Below are 17,816 nucleotides of genomic sequence, written 5' to 3' on the forward strand. Positions count from 1 at the left end.
ACATATTAATCCAAATGATTAGAATGAAATTTTAAAATTTATAAGATAGCTCTACTCCATAGGTGGCTGGATTTCCAAGCCAAATTAAATCCTGACCTGGTTCACCAATGGATTGGCTTGAATAAAATTCTTGTGCATATTTTTCATCAAGAACGTTGGCACCCCATATTGTTATGTCCAGTTTTTTATGAAGCGTAGCACCAAATCGTAGGTCTAATAAATTATAACTCGGACTTTTTAAATTAGGTAATTCTTCATGCCATAATATTTCACCGGTTCCTTTTAAATTAAGAATACCTTTAAGGCTTAAAGATTTAGAAATAGGAATATTGGATTGAAATGCTAGATTATAACTATCTTGGGGTACAAAAGGAGTTCGTACTCCGTTAAAAGCCGATCTGTCTGTATCGCCTGCTTTACCAGCTTCTTTTATAGTTGCATCAACAGCACCATAGCTAGCAATAATATCTAAATATTTAGAAGCCCTCATTTTTAAATCTACTTCAAATCCTCTAATGCTACTTTGATTATAGTTATAGTTTCCTAAAATAATATTTGGAGGTGTTAACTGTAATCCATATTGTTGTTGGTTGGTTAAGCTGGTATAAAATACTGCCATATTAAGGATAAATCTATTATTCCACCAACTGCTTTTAAAACCAAACTCATAATTATCACTGATTTCCGCATCATATTCTCTATCGAAAATTGTAGTTTTTTGCGCGTTAAATCCTCCAACTCTGTATCCTCTACCGTAATTTGCAAATAGCAAAACGTCTTGGTACGGAGCATAAGATATAGAGAATTTTGGTTGTAGTTCGCTATCAGATTTAGAGTTATTTGAACCTAAAGCTGGATTTTTTTGTTTAATTTGATCGTTATCATATCGTAGACCAAGAGACAAGGTTACTTTGTCGCTGAGTTTATAATCTAAAAATCCAAATACAGCAAACGTGTTATAGGTATTGGTAAAATCAGAAACTCCTAAATTATTAAAAACACCAGTTGGGGTAAATGGAGGAGCAAAGAATCCGAAGTCTGCTTGTGCAAGGGTTCTTAAATACTTCTCATTTCTTTGGTAAAAAGCACCTAAATCCCATGACAATTTCGAGTTTGTAGTCGTAGAACTTAATCTCAGTTCTTGATTAAAAACTTTTGAATTACTATCCTGATCTTGCATTAATACTGGAGCAGCGGAATGATCAAGGTCTCCTCGGCCATTTCTTTCGGCTTTGTTGTAAGAGGTTACCGATTGTAGTTTCATCTTTTCAAATTCATATTCTAATTTGGCAAAAGCAAATAAGTTTTTTAGAAAAGCCTGTCCTAAAACGTCAGAGGTGGCTACAACATCATCAATTTGATTTGGATCTACTTTAGTAGCGTTATCTGCCGGGATGTGGTAATATAAACCTCCACCTTTTATGTTATTGTACTGTCCACTTAAGGTTATTTTGAAATTATCTGAAACATTAAAGTAAAATTGTGCTCTACCACTATAATCATCGTAAAAATCAGGAGCTATTTCATTGGTGATATTATGGAATAATCCATCGGATTTTTTATAACTTCCCGATATACGATAGTATATTTTGTCTTTCACAATAGGGCCAGCAAAGGCTCCTTGACCTTTGTAAGTGTTCCCATTAGCGTAGCCGAAATTTACTTTATTTCGAAAAGAATTAGTTGGTTTTTTAGTTACAATATTGATAGCTCCTGCAATAGCATTTTTACCGTATAATGCCCCTTGCGGTCCCTTTTACAACTTCTACCATGGCCAAATCAAAAAGTTCCTGATTTAATAAATTAGAATCTGGTACCGTAACACCGTCAATCACAAAAGAAATAGGTGCTTCTCCATTTCGAATTTGTGGAATACCTCTAACAGTAACAAAATTAACTCCAACATTTTGGGACGTATTGAAGTTTACGTTGGGCACCTGTGCAGCAAAGGTTTGTAAATTGGTGATTCCTGCATTTTCAATTTCAGTAGCAGTCATTGTCACTACAGATTCTGGAATATTTTGTATGGATTCAGCTCTTCGACGTGCCTGTCCAACAACTCCTGTAAAACCTTTTATAACGACTTCTTTTAAAAAAGCTGCATCTTCCTCTAAAACAATATCGATTTTCTTTTCCTCTTTTACCATTACTTCTTTTGTGCTAAAACCGATAAAAGAGAACACGAGGGTAGCTTCTTTGCTTACGGTTATAGAATAGTCTCCATTAAAATCGGAAACAACACCATTCATAGTTCCTTTTTCCAGAATATTTACGCCAGGTAAAGATTCAGAGTTGGAACTTACATTTCCACTAATCGTTACACTTTGTGCAAAAGATAAAAGTGGAATAAAGAACGCTAATATTAATAGTAATCGTTTCATTGTTAATTGCTTTTATTGATTTGAGTTGTAAATGTATAGCAATAGCTTTTCCTAATTTTTTATTCCAAGTATTTATTAATATATTAGTAATTCCACTTTAATTAACTGGAAGATTATGGAAAAATATTCTAATACAGAAGGTAGTGAAACACTTACAGTGACTAAATATGTGTTTCAGAAATTATTGGAAAAAGTAATTACTAAGTTTAAAGTAGACAATTCTATTGATGCTACTTATAAAGATTTTCAGTTGTATGGTTTTGGAAATTTCGACCCGAATTTACCTAGTATTAAAAGTGAATTAGAACTCTTATTAAAAGGGTATGTAAACGGAAAGTATTTGTATAATAAAACGAGAGAAGTTTCTACAGGAAAACCAATAATCAAGATAAGTAGAGAATACAAGTTTTTATTTTTTAATTATATTGGTTATAAGGATGTTTCTGATTTTATAGAGAAGGAAATTCATGATAAAGAAGAAAGAGAAAAACAGCTGAAATTGTTAAAGAGTTCTGCTTCTAATGAAGATTTTTATTATGTATGTTATTATTATGGAGAAGATAAAAAAATGACGAAGGGACAGATAATTATTTATAACAACTGGAAAACTTTTGAGTTGATTTTTGTTTACCAAAACAAAAAAGGACTTCCAATATATTATAATTTGTTTGGCAATATTAAACAAGAAAATAGCTTTGTGCATTTTGATGCTAAGTTTTTTACGAAAAGAGGTAAAATAGAAGGAGCAAATTTTATTTTTTATGTGGGGAAGTCTTATCTTAATGAACGACCAATATTGGTAGGGGCGTATTCTTCTTTTGATAAGTACGATCATAGTGTAGCGGGTAATATGATTATGGTGAGAAAGGATAATAGACAGGCGATGGAGGCAGAGTCCAATTCTTTTTATTTTGACCCAATTTTATCCCAAGAATTGGTGAAAGAGCGATATATAGCCTTAAGTCATGTGCCAAAGCAACTTTCTAGGCTGTCCACTAAAAGTCCGTACGCTAGTATCTTTGGTAAGATTCCAAATAACTATATCGCTGAGTTTACTATCGGAGAGGAAGTACACAAATTACAGTTTTTAGTGGAGGAGTACCATTACAATATTAGGAGTAATACGGAAAATGTAGTGATGGAAAAAGATCGATTGTCTCTGGAAAATAAAGGGCAGATTTTAGAAATGCACTTTACACTAGTGGGTATTTTTATGATCCAAAAAGTATCTATGTATATAAAAGCATATCATTTATTTCAAGAAGGGGAAACTACAGGAAACTATACAGGTGTCGATATCAATAATGCCATCATTTCTGGAAAGGTTCAATTAAGGATTAGCACCACTTAATCTTCATTGTCCTTTTCTTCATTTTGATAGTTTTTGTAAGCGTTGTGTAATTTGTAATGGATCTGTCTTCTTAATTTTTCAGGTTTCAAAACTTGAATAGAATCCGCATAACCGAGAAGTAGTCTTTCCACTTCAAAATTAATTTTGACAAAAATATTGAAAATAGCTCCATCTTCTGTTTCTTCAATTAATCTTTGTGACCGATGGAATGGTTTTGTTATGATATATGGCGCCATTTTGAGGTCTACCCAAAATTGAATGCGCTGCGGTCTAGAATTAGGAACAGTTGCACCGATAACATCTTTGTAATAATGATCTCCGTCAATATGGAGATCTTTAAAAGTTGTATTTTCTTCAGGTAAAATTTGTTTTATTCTATCTAAAGCTAAAGTAATATGACTTCTTTTATGTAGGCCCAAGACAAACCATCTATTATTGTATTCTTTTAATAGTTGTGGGTGAATTACTTTGTCATTTGGTTCTTTTGCTTTAAAAGATTGGTAGGTTATTCGGATAGCTATTTTTTCTTTGATAGCATGATAAATCGGGTCAATGAATTCTAACCCTTTAAGTTTTTCATTTTTATCCAAATGTATAATGGCTCTTTTGCTTTTTTGGGAAGCATAAACAGAATCTTCTAAACGCTGTAAAACCCCATCCATTTCCTTAAACAAAGAGAAGTCTTTGAATTGTTTCAATACAGCGATGGCCTCTTCCATTATTTTCACATCAGCATGGGTTACAGGAATGTTTTTGATACTGTAATTTTCTTCCGTATATCGGTAAAATTTTCTGTCATAAACTTCGATAGGAGCATTATAGCCTAGTTTATCACTGCGCATATGCTGAATATCCAACTGTATGGTTCTTTTACTAACATATACATCTTTTCCTTCGTATTCATACAAAGCATCGGAACAGGCTTCTATTAAATTATCCAAAGTCCAACGGCGCATGGTATTCCGTAAACATGCATCAATTGTTTTGTATCGAATTAAAGCGTTTTTATTAGAAGCCATAGAATTCTGTTTTTAATTCGTTTTCAAGATTCGTTCTTGCTTGAACTTCGTATTTATTCCGAAAAATTTTCGTCTGATAGATTGTCTTTGTGGTAAGAAAATGCTGCAATACTTTTTTTCTTCCTTTCTTATAAAGGAAACTAGGAACTTTGTCATATTCTTTCCGAATGTTTTTTGCATATTTTTGATATTCTTCACCAGATTGTCCTAAGATAGCCAAGTCAAAGTCAATTAGGAATTGGGTATCGTTAGATGTAGCTTTATGTGTTTTCGTGGCTAGAATTTGACTTTTAATTCCTTCTAAAAAGAATGGTGATAAATTGAGTTTTTGCAGTTTGTTTAGAGCCATTTCTGCACTTTTTTCTTCATTATTTGTCTTCCAGATTTTATATACGATATCATGATAAAAAATGGAAAAGCTTACAATATTCGGTTCACTAAGTTCGTTACTGTACCTATCAAAATAATGAAAAAGCTCTTCGAGATGTGTTAGGTTGTGGTATGTTCGGTGTTTTTCGGTATAGCAATGATGCAGATGTAACCATAACTCATGAAGGTAAGTTTCATCTGTAGTATATTTTTGAAGTAACCTTATAAAACGATTTTTCAATGGCTCTTTTTTCAGTAAAAGTAGAAAAAATTATAAGTCTTTGAAAAAAAATAATACAGAAGTGTGCTTTTGTAAATCAATAGCAGATTCATGTAATAAACTCCAAGTCTTTTTCAAAGTAGAAATAAAATTGATAAATGAATATTGCAATTTCACCAATAAGTATAGTTAATATTATATCCATTTCAACTGCATTTATGTTGGGACTTTTGTTTTTAACTCTAAAAACTAAAAATAATAAATCCAATATGTTTTTAGGTTTATTTTTGTGGTCACTATCTATAGAGGTGTTGTTGTCTTTTTTAGACGGTCAAGAGATAGAGTTTCCTCCTTTTCTTCAGACCGGAACAATGACTATTCCCTTTTTATTGTTCTATGTTATTAAAACATTGAATTACAGATTACATTTATTATACCTTTTACTTTTTATACCTTTTTTTCTGCAAACATTGGATGCGCCTTTTTTTATATCTGAATATATATTTCATCTAATTATTTTAGGATATATTCTTATTTTGATTACTCGTCATCGAAAACAACTTGGCGATTATTATTCGAATATTGATAACAAAACACTTGCTTGGATAAAAACCATAGTATACATCTATATGTTTTTTAATTTCTTTTGGATACTTGAAGATTTGATAGAAATAAAATATGATGGAATCACTTATTATTTTGCAGCTATATCAACCTTTCTAACAATGGTTATGATTTATTGGATTGGTTTCAACGGATTTTCGCAACCCGAAATTTTTAATACTTCCATTGTAGTTACTAAAGAAGAATCGAAAGGCAGAATTGATCAGGCATTTAATGAGGAAATAACTGTAAAGCAAAAAGAAAGAGATAAAAAAACAGAAGAACTTTCATTGGAAGTTTTTGAAGAGATCAATCAAAAGATTAGAAAAAATAAATTGTTTTTGCAAAAAAATATAACTGTTCGTTCTCTTTCAAAGCAATTAAAAATAAACGAAAAAGAATTATCTAGACTCATAAAAACGCATACTGAAAAGAATTTTTACCATTATTTGAATCAATTTAGGGTAGGAGAATTTAAACGATTATTGCAAACAGAAAAAGTAAATCAATTTTCTTTACTCGGACTATCTAAGGAAGCTGGTTTTTTCTCAAAGTCAACGTTTTATAGTGTTTTTAAGTCTTCTGAAGGAGTTTCACCTAAACAATACTTAGACCAACTAAATAAGTCCGAATAACTGTTAATCGAACTTTTTTCATTTGGAGAGGCTTGACCTCTAGAATTACTTTTACACCCTCAAAATTTTATAAACATAAAAAACAACGTAAAATGAAAAAAGTAAATGTAATGAAACGAGGAATTATTTTAGGAGTTCTCTTGATGGTATTGGGATTTGTAAGTTGTAATGACGACGACTCTTTTTCACCAACATTGAAAAAAAAATATTCCGTAACATATTCGGTTAATAGCAATGAGTCTTCCCAAGTTCTAGATCTTTGGGTTTTCTATAATAACAAAGATGGTAAAGAACAAAATGAAATAATTACCAAATATCCTTGGAACAAAACAATTGAAGTAGAAGCTCCTTTTAATGCTAAGTTTTGTGGAAAATACCAATTAAAATCGAATGCAAAAATACCAGCGAATGTAACTATTGCAAAAGATGTAAGTTTTAAGATAATGCAAGATAAAACTATTAGTAATTCATCAGGTACTAAAAGTAAAACAACAATTTCTAAAGCAAATTATGAGAAGTACATTAAAACAAATAGCAACATAATAAAATTCGATTTTAACTACGAAATTAAGAAGTAAAGTATTTGCCTCTGTAATTTAAAAGTAAAGAATTACTGCCTATGGAAACTCTGGATGGAGTAGCTGATTCGACCAGAAAACCAACAGTTTTTAAATAGTTAAAATCTTATTTTTTGATACACTGATTTAGCAGAGTAGGTATGTAGTTTTGAAATAGAGTAAATAAAAAAACAAAAAGAGTTTTTTACTCTTTTTGTTTTTTTTAACACGTTTTAAGGTAGTTACTTGATAACGTTATTGTGTCAAGTTGTTCAAATTTAAAGTAAGATTTAATTATAGCAGTATAATTCTTTAAGGTATTGCCTGCTATACTTTAAAACTTCCTCAATAGTATCATTTTTTCCCGCTGTAAAAATAAATTTATCAGGTCGAATAATAGCAAAATCAATATTATTATGATCCATCCAGTTATTCATAATGATAGAAGAAATTTCGTTTTTATTTGGATGGTCCTTAACTAGTTTAATTTTATTGAAAAGGTTTGGAGAAATTTCGTCTAAAGATAAATTTCTATAAATAATTGCCCAAGTATCTTTGATAACCTTATCTAAATATACGTAATGGTCATTATGTAAAACTATAGGTTGAGGAACTCTGCGACCAGATAGCTTATTTTTTTTAATACCTGAATTTACTGGAATGGAATACAGGTGTTTATCAATTAATTTATCAACAGGTGTACTAGGTAAAATATTTATTAGTCTTAGTATGGAGTCTCGTATTCGATAAAAAAATGGATTACTATATTGAATAAAGCCCCCAAATATGGTAGCTAGTTTAATTATTTTTTTCACTTGGGGCTTACGTTCAGTAAAATAGGTGTCTAAAAGTAAATCTGAATTTTGAGATGTATTATTACATGCTACTGAAATTTTCCAAGATAAATTTTTTGCATCCTTAATTCCCGAGCACATACCTTGTCCAAGAAAAGGGGGCATTTGATGTGCTGAATCACCAGCCAGAAAAATATTTTGTACCCTCCATTTTTTTGCAATCAATGAATGAAAAGTATATTTTTTTTTACGAATGATCTTAAAGTCTTTTACGGGATATTTTTTTTCTAAATAAACCAACATTTTTTTTTGAAGATCTTCTTCACTCAACATTTCATTTTCCTTTCTTAACATAAATTCCCATCTAAAATGGTTTTTTACCCCATTAACATAAGTAATAGGTTGCTCAGGAATACAAAACTGTTTATGATCTTCTGAAAAATGAGCATCTCCTTGATATTCTGTATCCATAACCATCCAACTTTTACTTTTTCCTAGATTTATAAGTGGGATATTTAGTTTTTGTCTAATAAAACTATTGGCCCCATCAGCTCCAATCAAATACTTAGTTGTTAAATTAAATAAAGTACCCGATTCATTATGAACTAAATTCACGGTAACAAAGTTTTCATTTTGTTTAAAATCTGTAAACTCTGTGTTGTTTAGAAACGTAACATTTGAATATTGTGAAAAACCTTTTCTGAGATGCTTTTCTATTTCTGGTTGAAGTATCCAGTTACATGAAGGAATGTCTTCAGATACACTACTATTTGGTTGGAATTCAAATAAGGTTTTATCTTGTTTGGTAACCAACTTATAATTTTCAAAAGATTTTATAGAGTTTTCCATCATATCTTCATAGAGTTCTAACTCTTGAAAAATACGAATGACATCTTCATCAATGTGAACAGCTCTTGGAAAATCAATAATCTCAGATTCTTTGTCAAAAATCAATATCTTTAAGTTCGACTTACCTAAATAGTTTGCAAATGTGGCCCCAGTTGGACCACATCCTGCAATAATTACGTCAAAGTCTATGTTTGTCATATTGAGTAATTTTTAAATTTTTTCAACAAGTAGTGATGTTGCTGTTAAGCCAGGACCAAATGCCATGGCAACGATTTTTGTTCCTGGTTTTATCGAATCATCTTCTATCATATCATGGAAGATATGTGGAATGGTAGCAGAGGACATATTTCCTTGTCTTTTTAAAACTGCATAAGACCATTTAGCTTGTTCTTTAAATAATTTTAATTCTTCTACTATATAGTCGATAATTTTTGGTCCCCCTGGATGAATTGCATAAAGAAGATCATATTTTTCTTTTTCTAAATCTATGTTTCCTTTTTTACATAAATCGGTTAAAAATGATTTAATATTTTTTCTGATAAACACAGGTACTTTTCTGGAGAGAGTCATAAGAAAGTTATACTCTCCTAGATCCCATGTCATATCTTCAACAGAATCATCTATAATGACTTCGTGCTGAGCTATAATACGTAGCCCATTTTTGTAGACTTTATCCTTTGTAAACTTAGATTCTTCAAACAGTGAATAACCTATAAAACCATCAGAAAAAAGAGAACAAATCATGCTATTAGCAGCAGATAATTTTGTTAAGTCTAAATGTGCCGATAATAGTTCTGTGTGCACTATATCCACTCTACCATTAGTGTCACTTTCTGTAAGTAATGCATTTGCAGTTCTCATTGCTGGAAAAGCACCATAACAACCCATTTGGTATGAGTGAGTTACTGTTGCATTTAGCCACCCTCGATTAATCATAGCTATTTGAGCAATACTAGGAGAAGCATACCCCGAACAGGTTACATGAATTAAATTTTCTGGAGAAACTTCTTTTTCTTCATAAAAAAAGTCAAAAACTTTTTTCATTTCTTTTTTGTACCAATCCATTCGTGCCTCAATTTTGGGCCCATGAACTTCATTCTCTGTATTTTTAAAGTTTCTTGGTAAAGGATAATCACTAATATCGGTAAAGCTCATTTCATTTTCAATGAAATCCTCTACACCTTCAAAAATGCAAACTTGTCTTTTGTTAATATACTTCTGACTAACAGCATATTTATCAACTTGCTCGCTGACAGTATCAAAAATACAATCTTCTTCGGAGTTGTTTTCTACGATTATTTTACTTTTGTTTTGAAGGCTAAATTTATAGTAAAGGAATTTACTATAATTATTTAGTAAGGTTTGATCAATTAATTTTCCAATAACAACTGGTTTAAAACCAGCTAAAATTAGTTGTTTTTTCATATTTGATGGGATTAGGTTCTTTAAAAACTTAAAATAGTTTAGATAATAAGATTGTTTATCCAACTGTTTTAGTTTGAAAAAAAGAAAAGTAGATAATGGTTAACTTATTAAGTATTAATTTTTAAATAATCATTTTTTGTAAACAGAAATTCCTTCTTTTATAGTTTCTAGAGCATCAACGTTTTTTAAGATGTTACTCAAAGTAGAATATCTCTTGCTTCTGCATCAGGTAGAGGTAATATTTGTTCTCCAATAGCTTGCGCTAAAAAAGAAGTAAAGCGAGCGTGAGCATCAATTAAACCTGGTAATTGTGTGTTTACTTTTAAAACTTTTGCAATATAACTTTTAGGTGCAATTTCCTTTACCTCTGATAAAGGAACTGTAACTACAATAGTCTCTCTTTTTATAACGACAGACTGAGCATACTTAGGTTTGTCACCTTTCATAGTAATAATATCTCCACCCAAAAAAATAGTATAATGAAGTTTACTATCGTTTATCTCTTGCTTACCCGCCCCTAGTAAAGGAACTAGTAAAATTAAAGTTAGTATTTTACAAATTTTCATTTTGACATTTAATTTGTTTAAGAACCACAATATTAGTTTTCATACATAGAATCTACAATTAGCGTTTTGCTTAAATTATTCTTAGTGAAACCCCCTAAGCTTATAATTAAAATCCAGTAGTGTAAATAAATCCGTACTGTATGTTCTTAATTTTTAAATAACAATATAACATTGCTTCCAATAGCGTAGCCTTGTTCTAAACCATAATTAATAGCTTCTTTATAATGGATACCGCCGTACAATCTTGAAATCGCTGCTTCTTCTGCCATTGCGTAAAAGTTTTCAAAATATCTAGGGGTCCCATCGATGTCTATTCGATCAATATGAGTTTTGTCTATAAATCCATAATTATTATCAAAAATTGAACTTAGTATTTTAGCCAAGACTCCGGACTGAACCGAATGTCCCGAGGTATATTCAGGAAAAGGAGGGGTTACTAATATTGGTGACCAATTAGCATCAATATAATTATTAATGAAAGTGATTGGTCGTACATAATTAGTTTCGTATTTTGTTTTCCAACATGAAATAAAAGCATCATTAATTCCTATAGCTAGCATTGCAAAAGCTTCTGACGATTGGAAAAGGTTATAATTATTCTCTTCAAGTAACTGATTTAAAATGGCAATAGAATGTCCAGGAGGTGTTGCGGATGTTTTAGGATCATCTGACCAAAACTCAGCTATAATTATTTCTTCTTTAGAAACGTTATTAACTGCTTCATATACAGCCATAGCTCTATTAAAGAATACAGAGTTTTTGTCAGTAGAGTAAGCAGGAGGATCAATAGGTTGCACATTATGTACGTTAGAAGTCATAAAAGGTCTATTATTACCCCAATAAGGTTGTAATGCTGGTAAAAAATCAGGAGCAGTAGGTTTCCAGTATTGTTCACCTTTAATAGGAGTATAATCACTTGGAAAATTCGAAAATTGAGCATTTACACCTCCGTCTGATTTAGACCATGTTATTATTTGCTTGGTAATTTGATTAGCTAATAAAATTGAACGATTTAAAACAGAATCTTCAGTGTTTGTCGCACACAGAACTTTATATTGCTGTTGCATTTCTTGGATACGTTTTTTATTAAGATCAGATGTATTAACGTAAAAATAATTCATCATATTTCCAAGAATAGTATTTGCTACAGTAGACCAATGATAGGCTTTTGTTTCATCAAAGTCACAACTGATTTCTAACCCGTTTAGTTTTGTTGATAAACTTTTTTTGTGGGGAACGCCTAATTGTATGCCTTCATATAATGCGATGCCTGTATATCCAAATGCTCTAGCAGCCACAGGAGGGGTATATCCTGAAGTTTCAGTAGTTAACTTTTTCATTAGGTTAAACCAATTAATCACTACTTCTGAAGTATATTGGTCAGAGGTATTTCCTTCTGAGTTTGTATTGGTAATTGAAACCTCAGATGTGTTACAAGATACTAGTAAAGTTAACAATACTAGTACTATTGGTGTTTTAAGAATTTTCATTTTTGTATTTGATTTTTAGCTTTTTAAAATTAAATAAGAAATAAAGTAAAGTTTACTTTTAAAGGGGCACAATATTAGTTCGCTTACAAAAACATTACAATACGTGTTTTTCTTAATGTTTAGTAAGTAAAATCCATTAATTTTATACGTGAAATCCAGTAGAAAAAAGTGTATCTATAAAATAAAGCTAGGAACAATTATTTTTTACAGCTACGTAAAAAGGTTGCGTAATAGGGTGTAATATTTGCATCGGAATCATAAGAAAGTAAACAACTTTCAAAAGTAATTGTCTCACAAAACAAGGAGTTTGTGGAGCTTAAAAATTAAATTGATGAAAAATAAAACTAAAATTACAGGAAAAGAATTAATTGAAATGGGATTCAAATCAGGAAAATGGTTTCCAGAGGCTATGGAATATATAAACTCAAAGGAGTTATCAGAAAAAGAAATACATGAATATTTAGAGCAATTTCGTTCTGGACCAGAAATTCCATTGTTAGAAACTCCAGCGAGTTTTAATATCAATATTAAAGCAGAAAATGAGTTAGAAGAAGAGAATGTAGATAAAGTAATTACATCAATGGAAGTATTAATGAAAACACCAACGATTGTTGATGGATCTATAATGCCAGATGCTTGTCCTACACGGACCAGCCGGAACGATCCCTGTTGGTGGAGTAGTAGTAGCTAAAAATGCCATCCATCCAGGAATGCATAGTGCTGATATTTGTTGTTCTGTGATGTTGACTGACTTTGGAAAAGCGGATCCGAGAGAAGTGTTAGATGCTGCACATAGTAGTACACATTTTGAACCAGGAGGTAGAGATAGAAATACGCAGTTCCGTTTTCCGATGGATTTATTAGCTGAAATTGAAGCAAACCCTTTTTTGAATACTCAAAAATGTATTTCTGCAGCAAGAAGTCATTTAGGAACCCAAGGAGATGGAAATCATTTTTTATTTATAGGTACTTCTAAAAAAACGGGAAATACAATGATGGTAACGCACCATGGAAGTAGAGGTTTTGGAGCAAACTTGTATGCAAGAGGAATGCAAGTAGCTGAGCGATATAGAAAAGAATTGTCTCCACAAACATTAAAACAAAATGCGTGGATTCCGTTTGATACTGAAGAAGGAGAAAACTATTGGGAAGCGTTGCAAATTATAAGAAAATGGACAAAGTTAAACCACGAAGTTTTACATGATGCAACTTTAGATAAATTAGGAATTGAAAAAGAAAGCAGGTATTGGAATGAGCATAATTTTGTATTTAAAGAGGGTGATTTGTTTTACCATGCAAAGGGGGCAACTCCCTTAGATACTAAGTTTATGCCAGATATTACTGGACCACGTTTAATTCCATTGAATATGAGTGAACCAGTATTGATTGTGGAAGGGGAAACAACTAAAAATAATTTAGGGTTTGCACCGCATGGAGCTGGACGAAATGTTAGTAGAACGCAACATAGAAAAAGAAAAACTGGAACTTTTGAGGAAATCTTTCAGGAGGAAACCCAAGGTTTAGATATACGTTTCTTTTCTAAAGAGATTGATATTACTGAACTGCCTTCGGCGTATAAAAATGCAGCATCGGTACGTAAGCAAATGGAAGAATTTGGTTTAGGAAAGGTCATAGATGAGGTGGTGCCTTATGGGTGTATTATGGCAGGAGATTGGCAAAAGAATGCTCCTTGGAAGAATAAAAGAAGAAAAAGTAAGAGTTCTATTAGCTGAGATGTTAAAAAATAAAACATGGTGGAATGTTTATTACCATTACAAACATGCAGTAGTATATGAGATAAGAATAGCGTCAGAGCTTGGAGCTCGTTGGAAAAAAGATAATCTAGAATTTATTGGTTTTATAGAGCCGTTTTTAGGATGAAAAGATATAAAATGTAAACAAATCATTAGTCAATACCTTTTACTAAAATATGTTATTTTTGAAATAAAAAAGAATGTTAATAGAAGTTTTAGACACAACACTACTTGGAGAAATTAAAAACTCTTTTAAAATTGATCTGGAAGAAAATACTTCCCCGGAGAAAGTTATTATGGAAAGAGTTACTTTGGAAGTAATAGCACATAATAAAAAAGATGATGAGAATTTAAATAGTTTAGTTCAGCCAGTAAGTAGAGAAGATGTTCTTAATGGAACGAAAAGAAAGGATGAAGTAGATGCTGAAAAACAGGTTTATTTAGCTTTAGAAGCATTTAAAAAAAATGTTTTTTTTATTTTAGTTGATGATAAACAAGTAACTGAATTGAATCAGAAAATAACTCTAAAAAAAGATTCAAAAATAAGTTTTATCAAATTAACTCCCTTAGTGGGTGGATAGTGTTCTGGTATGTTAAAAAAACTAAAATCGTTATTTAAATTAAAAACAATAGATAACGTTCAAAATAAAGAATTTTATGATATTGTTTTAGCTATTGTAGCAGAAATACAAACCCAATCAGATTCGTCTTTTTTTTTAACTACTGGTGTTAAATTTAGTAATTTGGATTCTTATTCCCAATTCAAGAAAAAGGATACACTATACAAAAAGCATTTTGCATTATGGCTGTTACAAGATATCATAAGAATTTATAATAAAAATTCAAAGTCACATAATTTAAAAGATGAAAGGGAGGTTTTTTCAGTTCAACAAGAATTGTTATCATTACTATTTAGATCAAATTTAGAGCTAACGATCCCTGAATATATTGATTGTTTGATTTTTTTTAAAAATAATAAACTTCTTTATGGAGGAATCTCTTCTTGGCCAATTGGTTTTTTACTTCTACAGTTAGAAAGAAAAGTGAAAAAGGAAGGGTTAAGTGAAGAGTTGGAGTTATTTTTAAATGAAATGCTCACATGGGAGTCAATAAAAAGAAGGAATAATTATTGTGGAGCGGATATTAGCAAAGTAAGAAATAGAATAAAAGCTATAATTAGTTTTAGTAACAAAAAAATCTGTCAAAGATTTACATTTAATTCCGAAGAATTTGGGGATTATGCTAATCAAGTACTAGAAAATCATAATGAGAAGGAAAAAGAAACTCTATATCAAATTTTAGCACTTTCTAAAAAGGTGTCAGGGAGTAAACCAACAAAGAAATTTTCAAAAGAAAGTTCTCTTTTAATAGATAAGCTAGATTTTACTGATTATAAGACTTTTATATATTCTTTATTAGAAAGGGTTATAAAACTTCAACCTAAAGAAGAAATTCATACATATGGGAATCAGGAATATAGTTTTTCGACATATACATTTATAGAGAAAGAAAATTTAAATATTTTAAAAGGTTTAGTTTGGACACTCACAAAGTTTTACGACAAAAATACAGTTATTTTAATTTCGAAATTAGCGGAAAAATGTTTTAAAAAAATTCCAGGAGTTGGACAAACGGCAGGAGCTTTAGGGAATGCATGCTTATATACTTTAGCTAATATTAAAGGAAGGGATGGTATTGCTCAATTAACTGTTTTACAAAATAAAATAAAACAAACTTCTACTAAAAAACTTATAGAAAAATACATTTCTGAAATTTCTTTAAAATTAGGTATTTCTAAATCTGACATTGAAGAATCGATTGTGTCGGAATTTAATTTAATTGATGGGAGCAAAGAAGTCTTTTTTGAGGATTATAAGTTGAAAATTTCAATAGAAAGGATTGGAAAAGTACAAAAATTATGGATTAAGCCCGATGGAAAAATACAAAAAACGGAACCGTCTTTTATTAAAAACTCTAAATCGTTATCAGAAAAATTTAAAAAAATAAAATTAGAAATAAAAGAGATTCAAAAATTTGTAAGCTCTCAAAGAGATCGACTAGATGGGCTTTTTATTGAAGAACGAACAGTTAATTATACTAATTTTAGTAAATTTTACTTAAATCATGGACTCATATCTTTTTTATCAAAAAAATTAATTTGGATTGTTAAAAATGAAAATAAGCAAGAGGCATGTTTTTACCTCAAAGATAAATGGGTTAATGCCTGCCAAAAAGAGATTAATTGGATTGATGAAGGCTGTAGTTTTCAATTATGGCATCCTATTTACGGAACAACTAATGAAGTTCTTGAGTGGAGAAATTTTTTAGTGAAATTTCAAATTACTCAACCATTAAAACAAGCTTTCCGAGAACTTTATCTTTTAACGGAAGCAGAAGTAAATACAAAGACATATAGCAATAGAATGGCTTCACATATTTTGAAGCAACATCAATTTAATATGCTAGCAAAAGTTAGAAATTGGAATTACCAATTGGTAGGGGCTTGGATCATGGTTTAGATTGTATTGCAAGAAGAAATTTAACTATTGAAAATAATCAATATGAAGTAGAGTTTTGGTTAAATGAAATAACTACTGATGATTTATATAATGATACAGGTATATATCTGTATATGAGTACTGACCAGGTTCGTTACTATATAAACAAAGAACATGTTGATTTAGTTGATGTACCCGCTATTATTTTTTCTGAAACAATGAGAGATGTGGATTTGTTCGTTGGAGTTGCTAGTGTTGGTAATGATCCTGAATGGAGCGATAATGGGGGATTACCTCAGCATAGAGATTATTGGCAGTCTTACTCTTTTGGTGATTTGACCGAAGTAGCAAAAACTAGAAAAACAATATTAAAAAGCTTATTGCCTAGATTAAAAATAAAAGAAGTAGCAAAAATAGAAGGTAAGTTTTTAATAGTAAAAGGAACACTTAGAACTTATAAAATTCACATTGGAAGCACAAATATTTTAATGGAACCTAATGATGAATATTTATGTATTGTTCCTTCAGGTAAAAAAGATGTAACAGAAAAAATATTTCTTCCTTTTGAAGGAGATAAAGGGTTGTCTGTTATTTTAAGTAAGGCATTTTTATTAGCAGAAGATAAAAAAATTATAGACTCAACAATTACAAGCCAAATTAATAGGAATTAAATTAAATTTTTAGCTTATTAAAATTTATTGCATCTTTGCATCAGTTCATTGACAGGTTCTTATATCATTTTATGAGATATGTAACGCAATAATGCGTTACATAATTTATAAAATATAATAATATGAATTGGAAAATTCAAAAATTGACTAATGGCGAAACCATTATTTCTAAAGAACCAGGTAATTCTATGTTACCTCTTTTAAAATCTAAACAACCAGTAAAATTGAAGCCTATTAATTGGGAACAATGTGAAGTTGGAGATATTGTTTATTGTAAAGTTCGTGGAAACTGCTTTACACATCTTGTAAAAGGTAAAAATGATAAAAGAGGGTTACAAATAGGTAACAATCATGGAAGAATTAACGGATGGACAAAAAATGTATATGGAAAAGTAGTAGAAATACTTGCAATGCCATAGGCATTCTTAAAAAGAACAAAACAAAAGAGAATTTATATTCTCCTATATTTTATAAATTAAAGAATAAAACAAAATTTAAACCTATGACAATACTAAAAATTACATATCAGGACGCAAATGAGCGACTTCGTGAGTTGTATTTTAGGTAGAAATTCATAGTATAAAAAGTAAAAGCGTCCAAAATTTAATTTTGGACGCTTTTTTTATAAAAAATT

The 17,816-nt window shown here is 30.5% G+C and carries 16 protein-coding genes and 1 pseudogene; 9 read left to right on the forward strand and 8 right to left on the reverse strand.

The annotated features are described in order from the left end of the window. Positions 1 to 31: 31 nt before the first annotated feature. Together ACMFBB_RS13265 and ACMFBB_RS13270 are read right to left on the reverse strand one after the other, a co-directional pair. Positions 32 to 1,600: a TonB-dependent receptor gene (locus ACMFBB_RS13265; protein WP_435261251.1), complete on the reverse strand. Its 1,569-nt coding sequence runs from the start codon at positions 1,598 to 1,600 to the stop codon at positions 32 to 34. 127 nt (positions 1,601 to 1,727) lie between these two features. Then, entirely contained in the window at positions 1,728 to 2,381 is a 654-nt protein-coding gene (locus tag ACMFBB_RS13270) for a carboxypeptidase-like regulatory domain-containing protein (RefSeq protein WP_435261252.1), read from the reverse strand. Positions 2,382 to 2,496: 115 nt separating this feature from the next. On the opposite strand from ACMFBB_RS13270, the gene ACMFBB_RS13275 reads away from it, so the two are divergent. Continuing rightward, positions 2,497 to 3,732, forward strand: coding sequence for a hypothetical protein (locus ACMFBB_RS13275; RefSeq protein ID WP_435261253.1), 1,236 nt, complete (start codon positions 2,497 to 2,499; stop codon positions 3,730 to 3,732). On the opposite strand, the gene ACMFBB_RS13280 is transcribed toward ACMFBB_RS13275, so the two are convergent. Together ACMFBB_RS13280 and ACMFBB_RS13285 are read right to left on the reverse strand one after the other, a co-directional pair. After that, the gene (locus tag ACMFBB_RS13280) at positions 3,729 to 4,751 is read right to left on the reverse strand and encodes a helix-turn-helix transcriptional regulator (RefSeq protein ID WP_435261254.1); all 1,023 of its coding nucleotides are present in this window, start codon (positions 4,749 to 4,751) and stop codon (positions 3,729 to 3,731) included. The genes ACMFBB_RS13275 and ACMFBB_RS13280 overlap by 4 nt on opposite strands. After that, entirely contained in the window at positions 4,741 to 5,361 is a 621-nt protein-coding gene (locus tag ACMFBB_RS13285) for an HD domain-containing protein (protein ID WP_435261255.1), read from the reverse strand. Before ACMFBB_RS13285 ends, ACMFBB_RS13280 begins: the two co-directional genes overlap by 11 nt. Before the next feature lie 137 nt (positions 5,362 to 5,498). Between ACMFBB_RS13285 and ACMFBB_RS13290 the strand changes: the two genes are divergently transcribed. Together ACMFBB_RS13290 and ACMFBB_RS13295 are read left to right on the forward strand one after the other, a co-directional pair. Continuing rightward, entirely contained in the window at positions 5,499 to 6,578 is a 1,080-nt protein-coding gene (locus tag ACMFBB_RS13290; protein WP_435261256.1) for a helix-turn-helix domain-containing protein, read from the forward strand. Between the two features lie 92 nt (positions 6,579 to 6,670). Next, positions 6,671 to 7,156, forward strand: a complete 486-nt coding sequence (locus ACMFBB_RS13295; RefSeq protein ID WP_435261257.1) for a hypothetical protein — start codon at positions 6,671 to 6,673, stop codon at positions 7,154 to 7,156. Between the two features lie 269 nt (positions 7,157 to 7,425). Here the strand turns inward: ACMFBB_RS13295 and ACMFBB_RS13300 are convergent, their stop codons facing one another. From ACMFBB_RS13300 to ACMFBB_RS13315, 4 genes are all read right to left on the reverse strand, one after another. Continuing rightward, on the reverse strand, positions 7,426 to 8,976 hold the full coding sequence (locus ACMFBB_RS13300; protein ID WP_435261258.1) for an FAD-dependent monooxygenase: 1,551 nt from the start codon (positions 8,974 to 8,976) through the stop codon (positions 7,426 to 7,428). A gap of 12 nt (positions 8,977 to 8,988) precedes the next feature. Continuing rightward, positions 8,989 to 10,203, reverse strand: coding sequence for a 3-oxoacyl-[acyl-carrier-protein] synthase III C-terminal domain-containing protein (locus tag ACMFBB_RS13305; protein WP_435261259.1), 1,215 nt, complete (start codon positions 10,201 to 10,203; stop codon positions 8,989 to 8,991). A gap of 197 nt (positions 10,204 to 10,400) precedes the next feature. Further along, positions 10,401 to 10,769, reverse strand: a complete 369-nt coding sequence (locus ACMFBB_RS13310) for a hypothetical protein (protein WP_435261260.1) — start codon at positions 10,767 to 10,769, stop codon at positions 10,401 to 10,403. A 146-nt stretch (positions 10,770 to 10,915) separates the two neighbouring features. Beyond that, complete coding sequence (locus tag ACMFBB_RS13315; protein WP_435261261.1) at positions 10,916 to 12,259, reverse strand: vanadium-dependent haloperoxidase; 1,344 nt, start codon at positions 12,257 to 12,259, stop codon at positions 10,916 to 10,918. Positions 12,260 to 12,590: 331 nt separating this feature from the next. On the opposite strand from ACMFBB_RS13315, the pseudogene ACMFBB_RS13320 reads away from it, so the two are divergent. The 6 genes and pseudogenes from ACMFBB_RS13320 (at position 12,591) to ACMFBB_RS13345 (ending at position 17,601) form a co-directional block, all read left to right on the forward strand. Further along, positions 12,591 to 13,992 (forward strand): annotated as a pseudogene (locus ACMFBB_RS13320) (RtcB family protein). Continuing rightward, a complete protein-coding gene (locus ACMFBB_RS13325; protein WP_435261262.1) occupies positions 13,943 to 14,140 on the forward strand; it encodes a hypothetical protein in 198 nt (65 codons plus the stop codon). The pseudogene ACMFBB_RS13320 and the gene ACMFBB_RS13325 overlap by 50 nt, the downstream one beginning before the upstream one ends. A 73-nt stretch (positions 14,141 to 14,213) precedes the next feature. After that, positions 14,214 to 14,594 (forward strand): hypothetical protein, encoded by a 381-nt coding sequence (locus ACMFBB_RS13330; RefSeq protein WP_435261263.1) that lies wholly within the window; start codon positions 14,214 to 14,216, stop codon positions 14,592 to 14,594. A 9-nt stretch (positions 14,595 to 14,603) separates the two neighbouring features. After that, positions 14,604 to 16,532 (forward strand): DUF4132 domain-containing protein, encoded by a 1,929-nt coding sequence (locus tag ACMFBB_RS13335; RefSeq protein WP_435261264.1) that lies wholly within the window; start codon positions 14,604 to 14,606, stop codon positions 16,530 to 16,532. Next, a complete protein-coding gene (locus tag ACMFBB_RS13340) occupies positions 16,493 to 17,182 on the forward strand; it encodes a DUF7737 domain-containing protein (RefSeq protein WP_435261265.1) in 690 nt (229 codons plus the stop codon). The genes ACMFBB_RS13335 and ACMFBB_RS13340 overlap by 40 nt, the downstream gene beginning before the upstream one ends. A 122-nt stretch (positions 17,183 to 17,304) precedes the next feature. Then, entirely contained in the window at positions 17,305 to 17,601 is a 297-nt protein-coding gene (locus ACMFBB_RS13345) for a S24 family peptidase (RefSeq protein ID WP_435261266.1), read from the forward strand. Positions 17,602 to 17,816 lie beyond the last annotated feature (215 nt).

Origin of the sequence: Tenacibaculum sp. nBUS_03, assembly GCF_051201695.1 — a bacterium.
Lineage (GTDB): Bacteria > Bacteroidota > Bacteroidia > Flavobacteriales > Flavobacteriaceae > Polaribacter.

What these genes read in the sequence shown, in the direction of transcription:
- ACMFBB_RS13275 (WP_435261253.1), top strand. Translation starts at nt 2,497, where the DNA reads ATGGAAAAATATTCTAATACAGAAGGTAGTGAAACACTTACAGTGACT.
- ACMFBB_RS13295 (WP_435261257.1), top strand. Translation starts at nt 6,671, where the DNA reads ATGAAAAAAGTAAATGTAATGAAACGAGGAATTATTTTAGGAGTTCTC.
- ACMFBB_RS13305 (WP_435261259.1), bottom strand. Translation starts at nt 10,203, where the DNA reads ATGAAAAAACAACTAATTTTAGCTGGTTTTAAACCAGTTGTTATTGGA.
- ACMFBB_RS13335 (WP_435261264.1), top strand. Translation starts at nt 14,604, where the DNA reads ATGTTAAAAAAACTAAAATCGTTATTTAAATTAAAAACAATAGATAAC.
- ACMFBB_RS13315 (WP_435261261.1), bottom strand. Translation starts at nt 12,259, where the DNA reads ATGAAAATTCTTAAAACACCAATAGTACTAGTATTGTTAACTTTACTA.
- ACMFBB_RS13310 (WP_435261260.1), bottom strand. Translation starts at nt 10,769, where the DNA reads ATGAAAATTTGTAAAATACTAACTTTAATTTTACTAGTTCCTTTACTA.
- ACMFBB_RS13325 (WP_435261262.1), top strand. Translation starts at nt 13,943, where the DNA reads ATGCTCCTTGGAAGAATAAAAGAAGAAAAAGTAAGAGTTCTATTAGCT.
- ACMFBB_RS13300 (WP_435261258.1), bottom strand. Translation starts at nt 8,976, where the DNA reads ATGACAAACATAGACTTTGACGTAATTATTGCAGGATGTGGTCCAACT.
- ACMFBB_RS13345 (WP_435261266.1), top strand. Translation starts at nt 17,305, where the DNA reads ATGAATTGGAAAATTCAAAAATTGACTAATGGCGAAACCATTATTTCT.
- ACMFBB_RS13270 (WP_435261252.1), bottom strand. Translation starts at nt 2,381, where the DNA reads ATGAAACGATTACTATTAATATTAGCGTTCTTTATTCCACTTTTATCT.
- ACMFBB_RS13330 (WP_435261263.1), top strand. Translation starts at nt 14,214, where the DNA reads ATGTTAATAGAAGTTTTAGACACAACACTACTTGGAGAAATTAAAAAC.
- ACMFBB_RS13280 (WP_435261254.1), bottom strand. Translation starts at nt 4,751, where the DNA reads ATGGCTTCTAATAAAAACGCTTTAATTCGATACAAAACAATTGATGCA.
- ACMFBB_RS13290 (WP_435261256.1), top strand. Translation starts at nt 5,499, where the DNA reads ATGAATATTGCAATTTCACCAATAAGTATAGTTAATATTATATCCATT.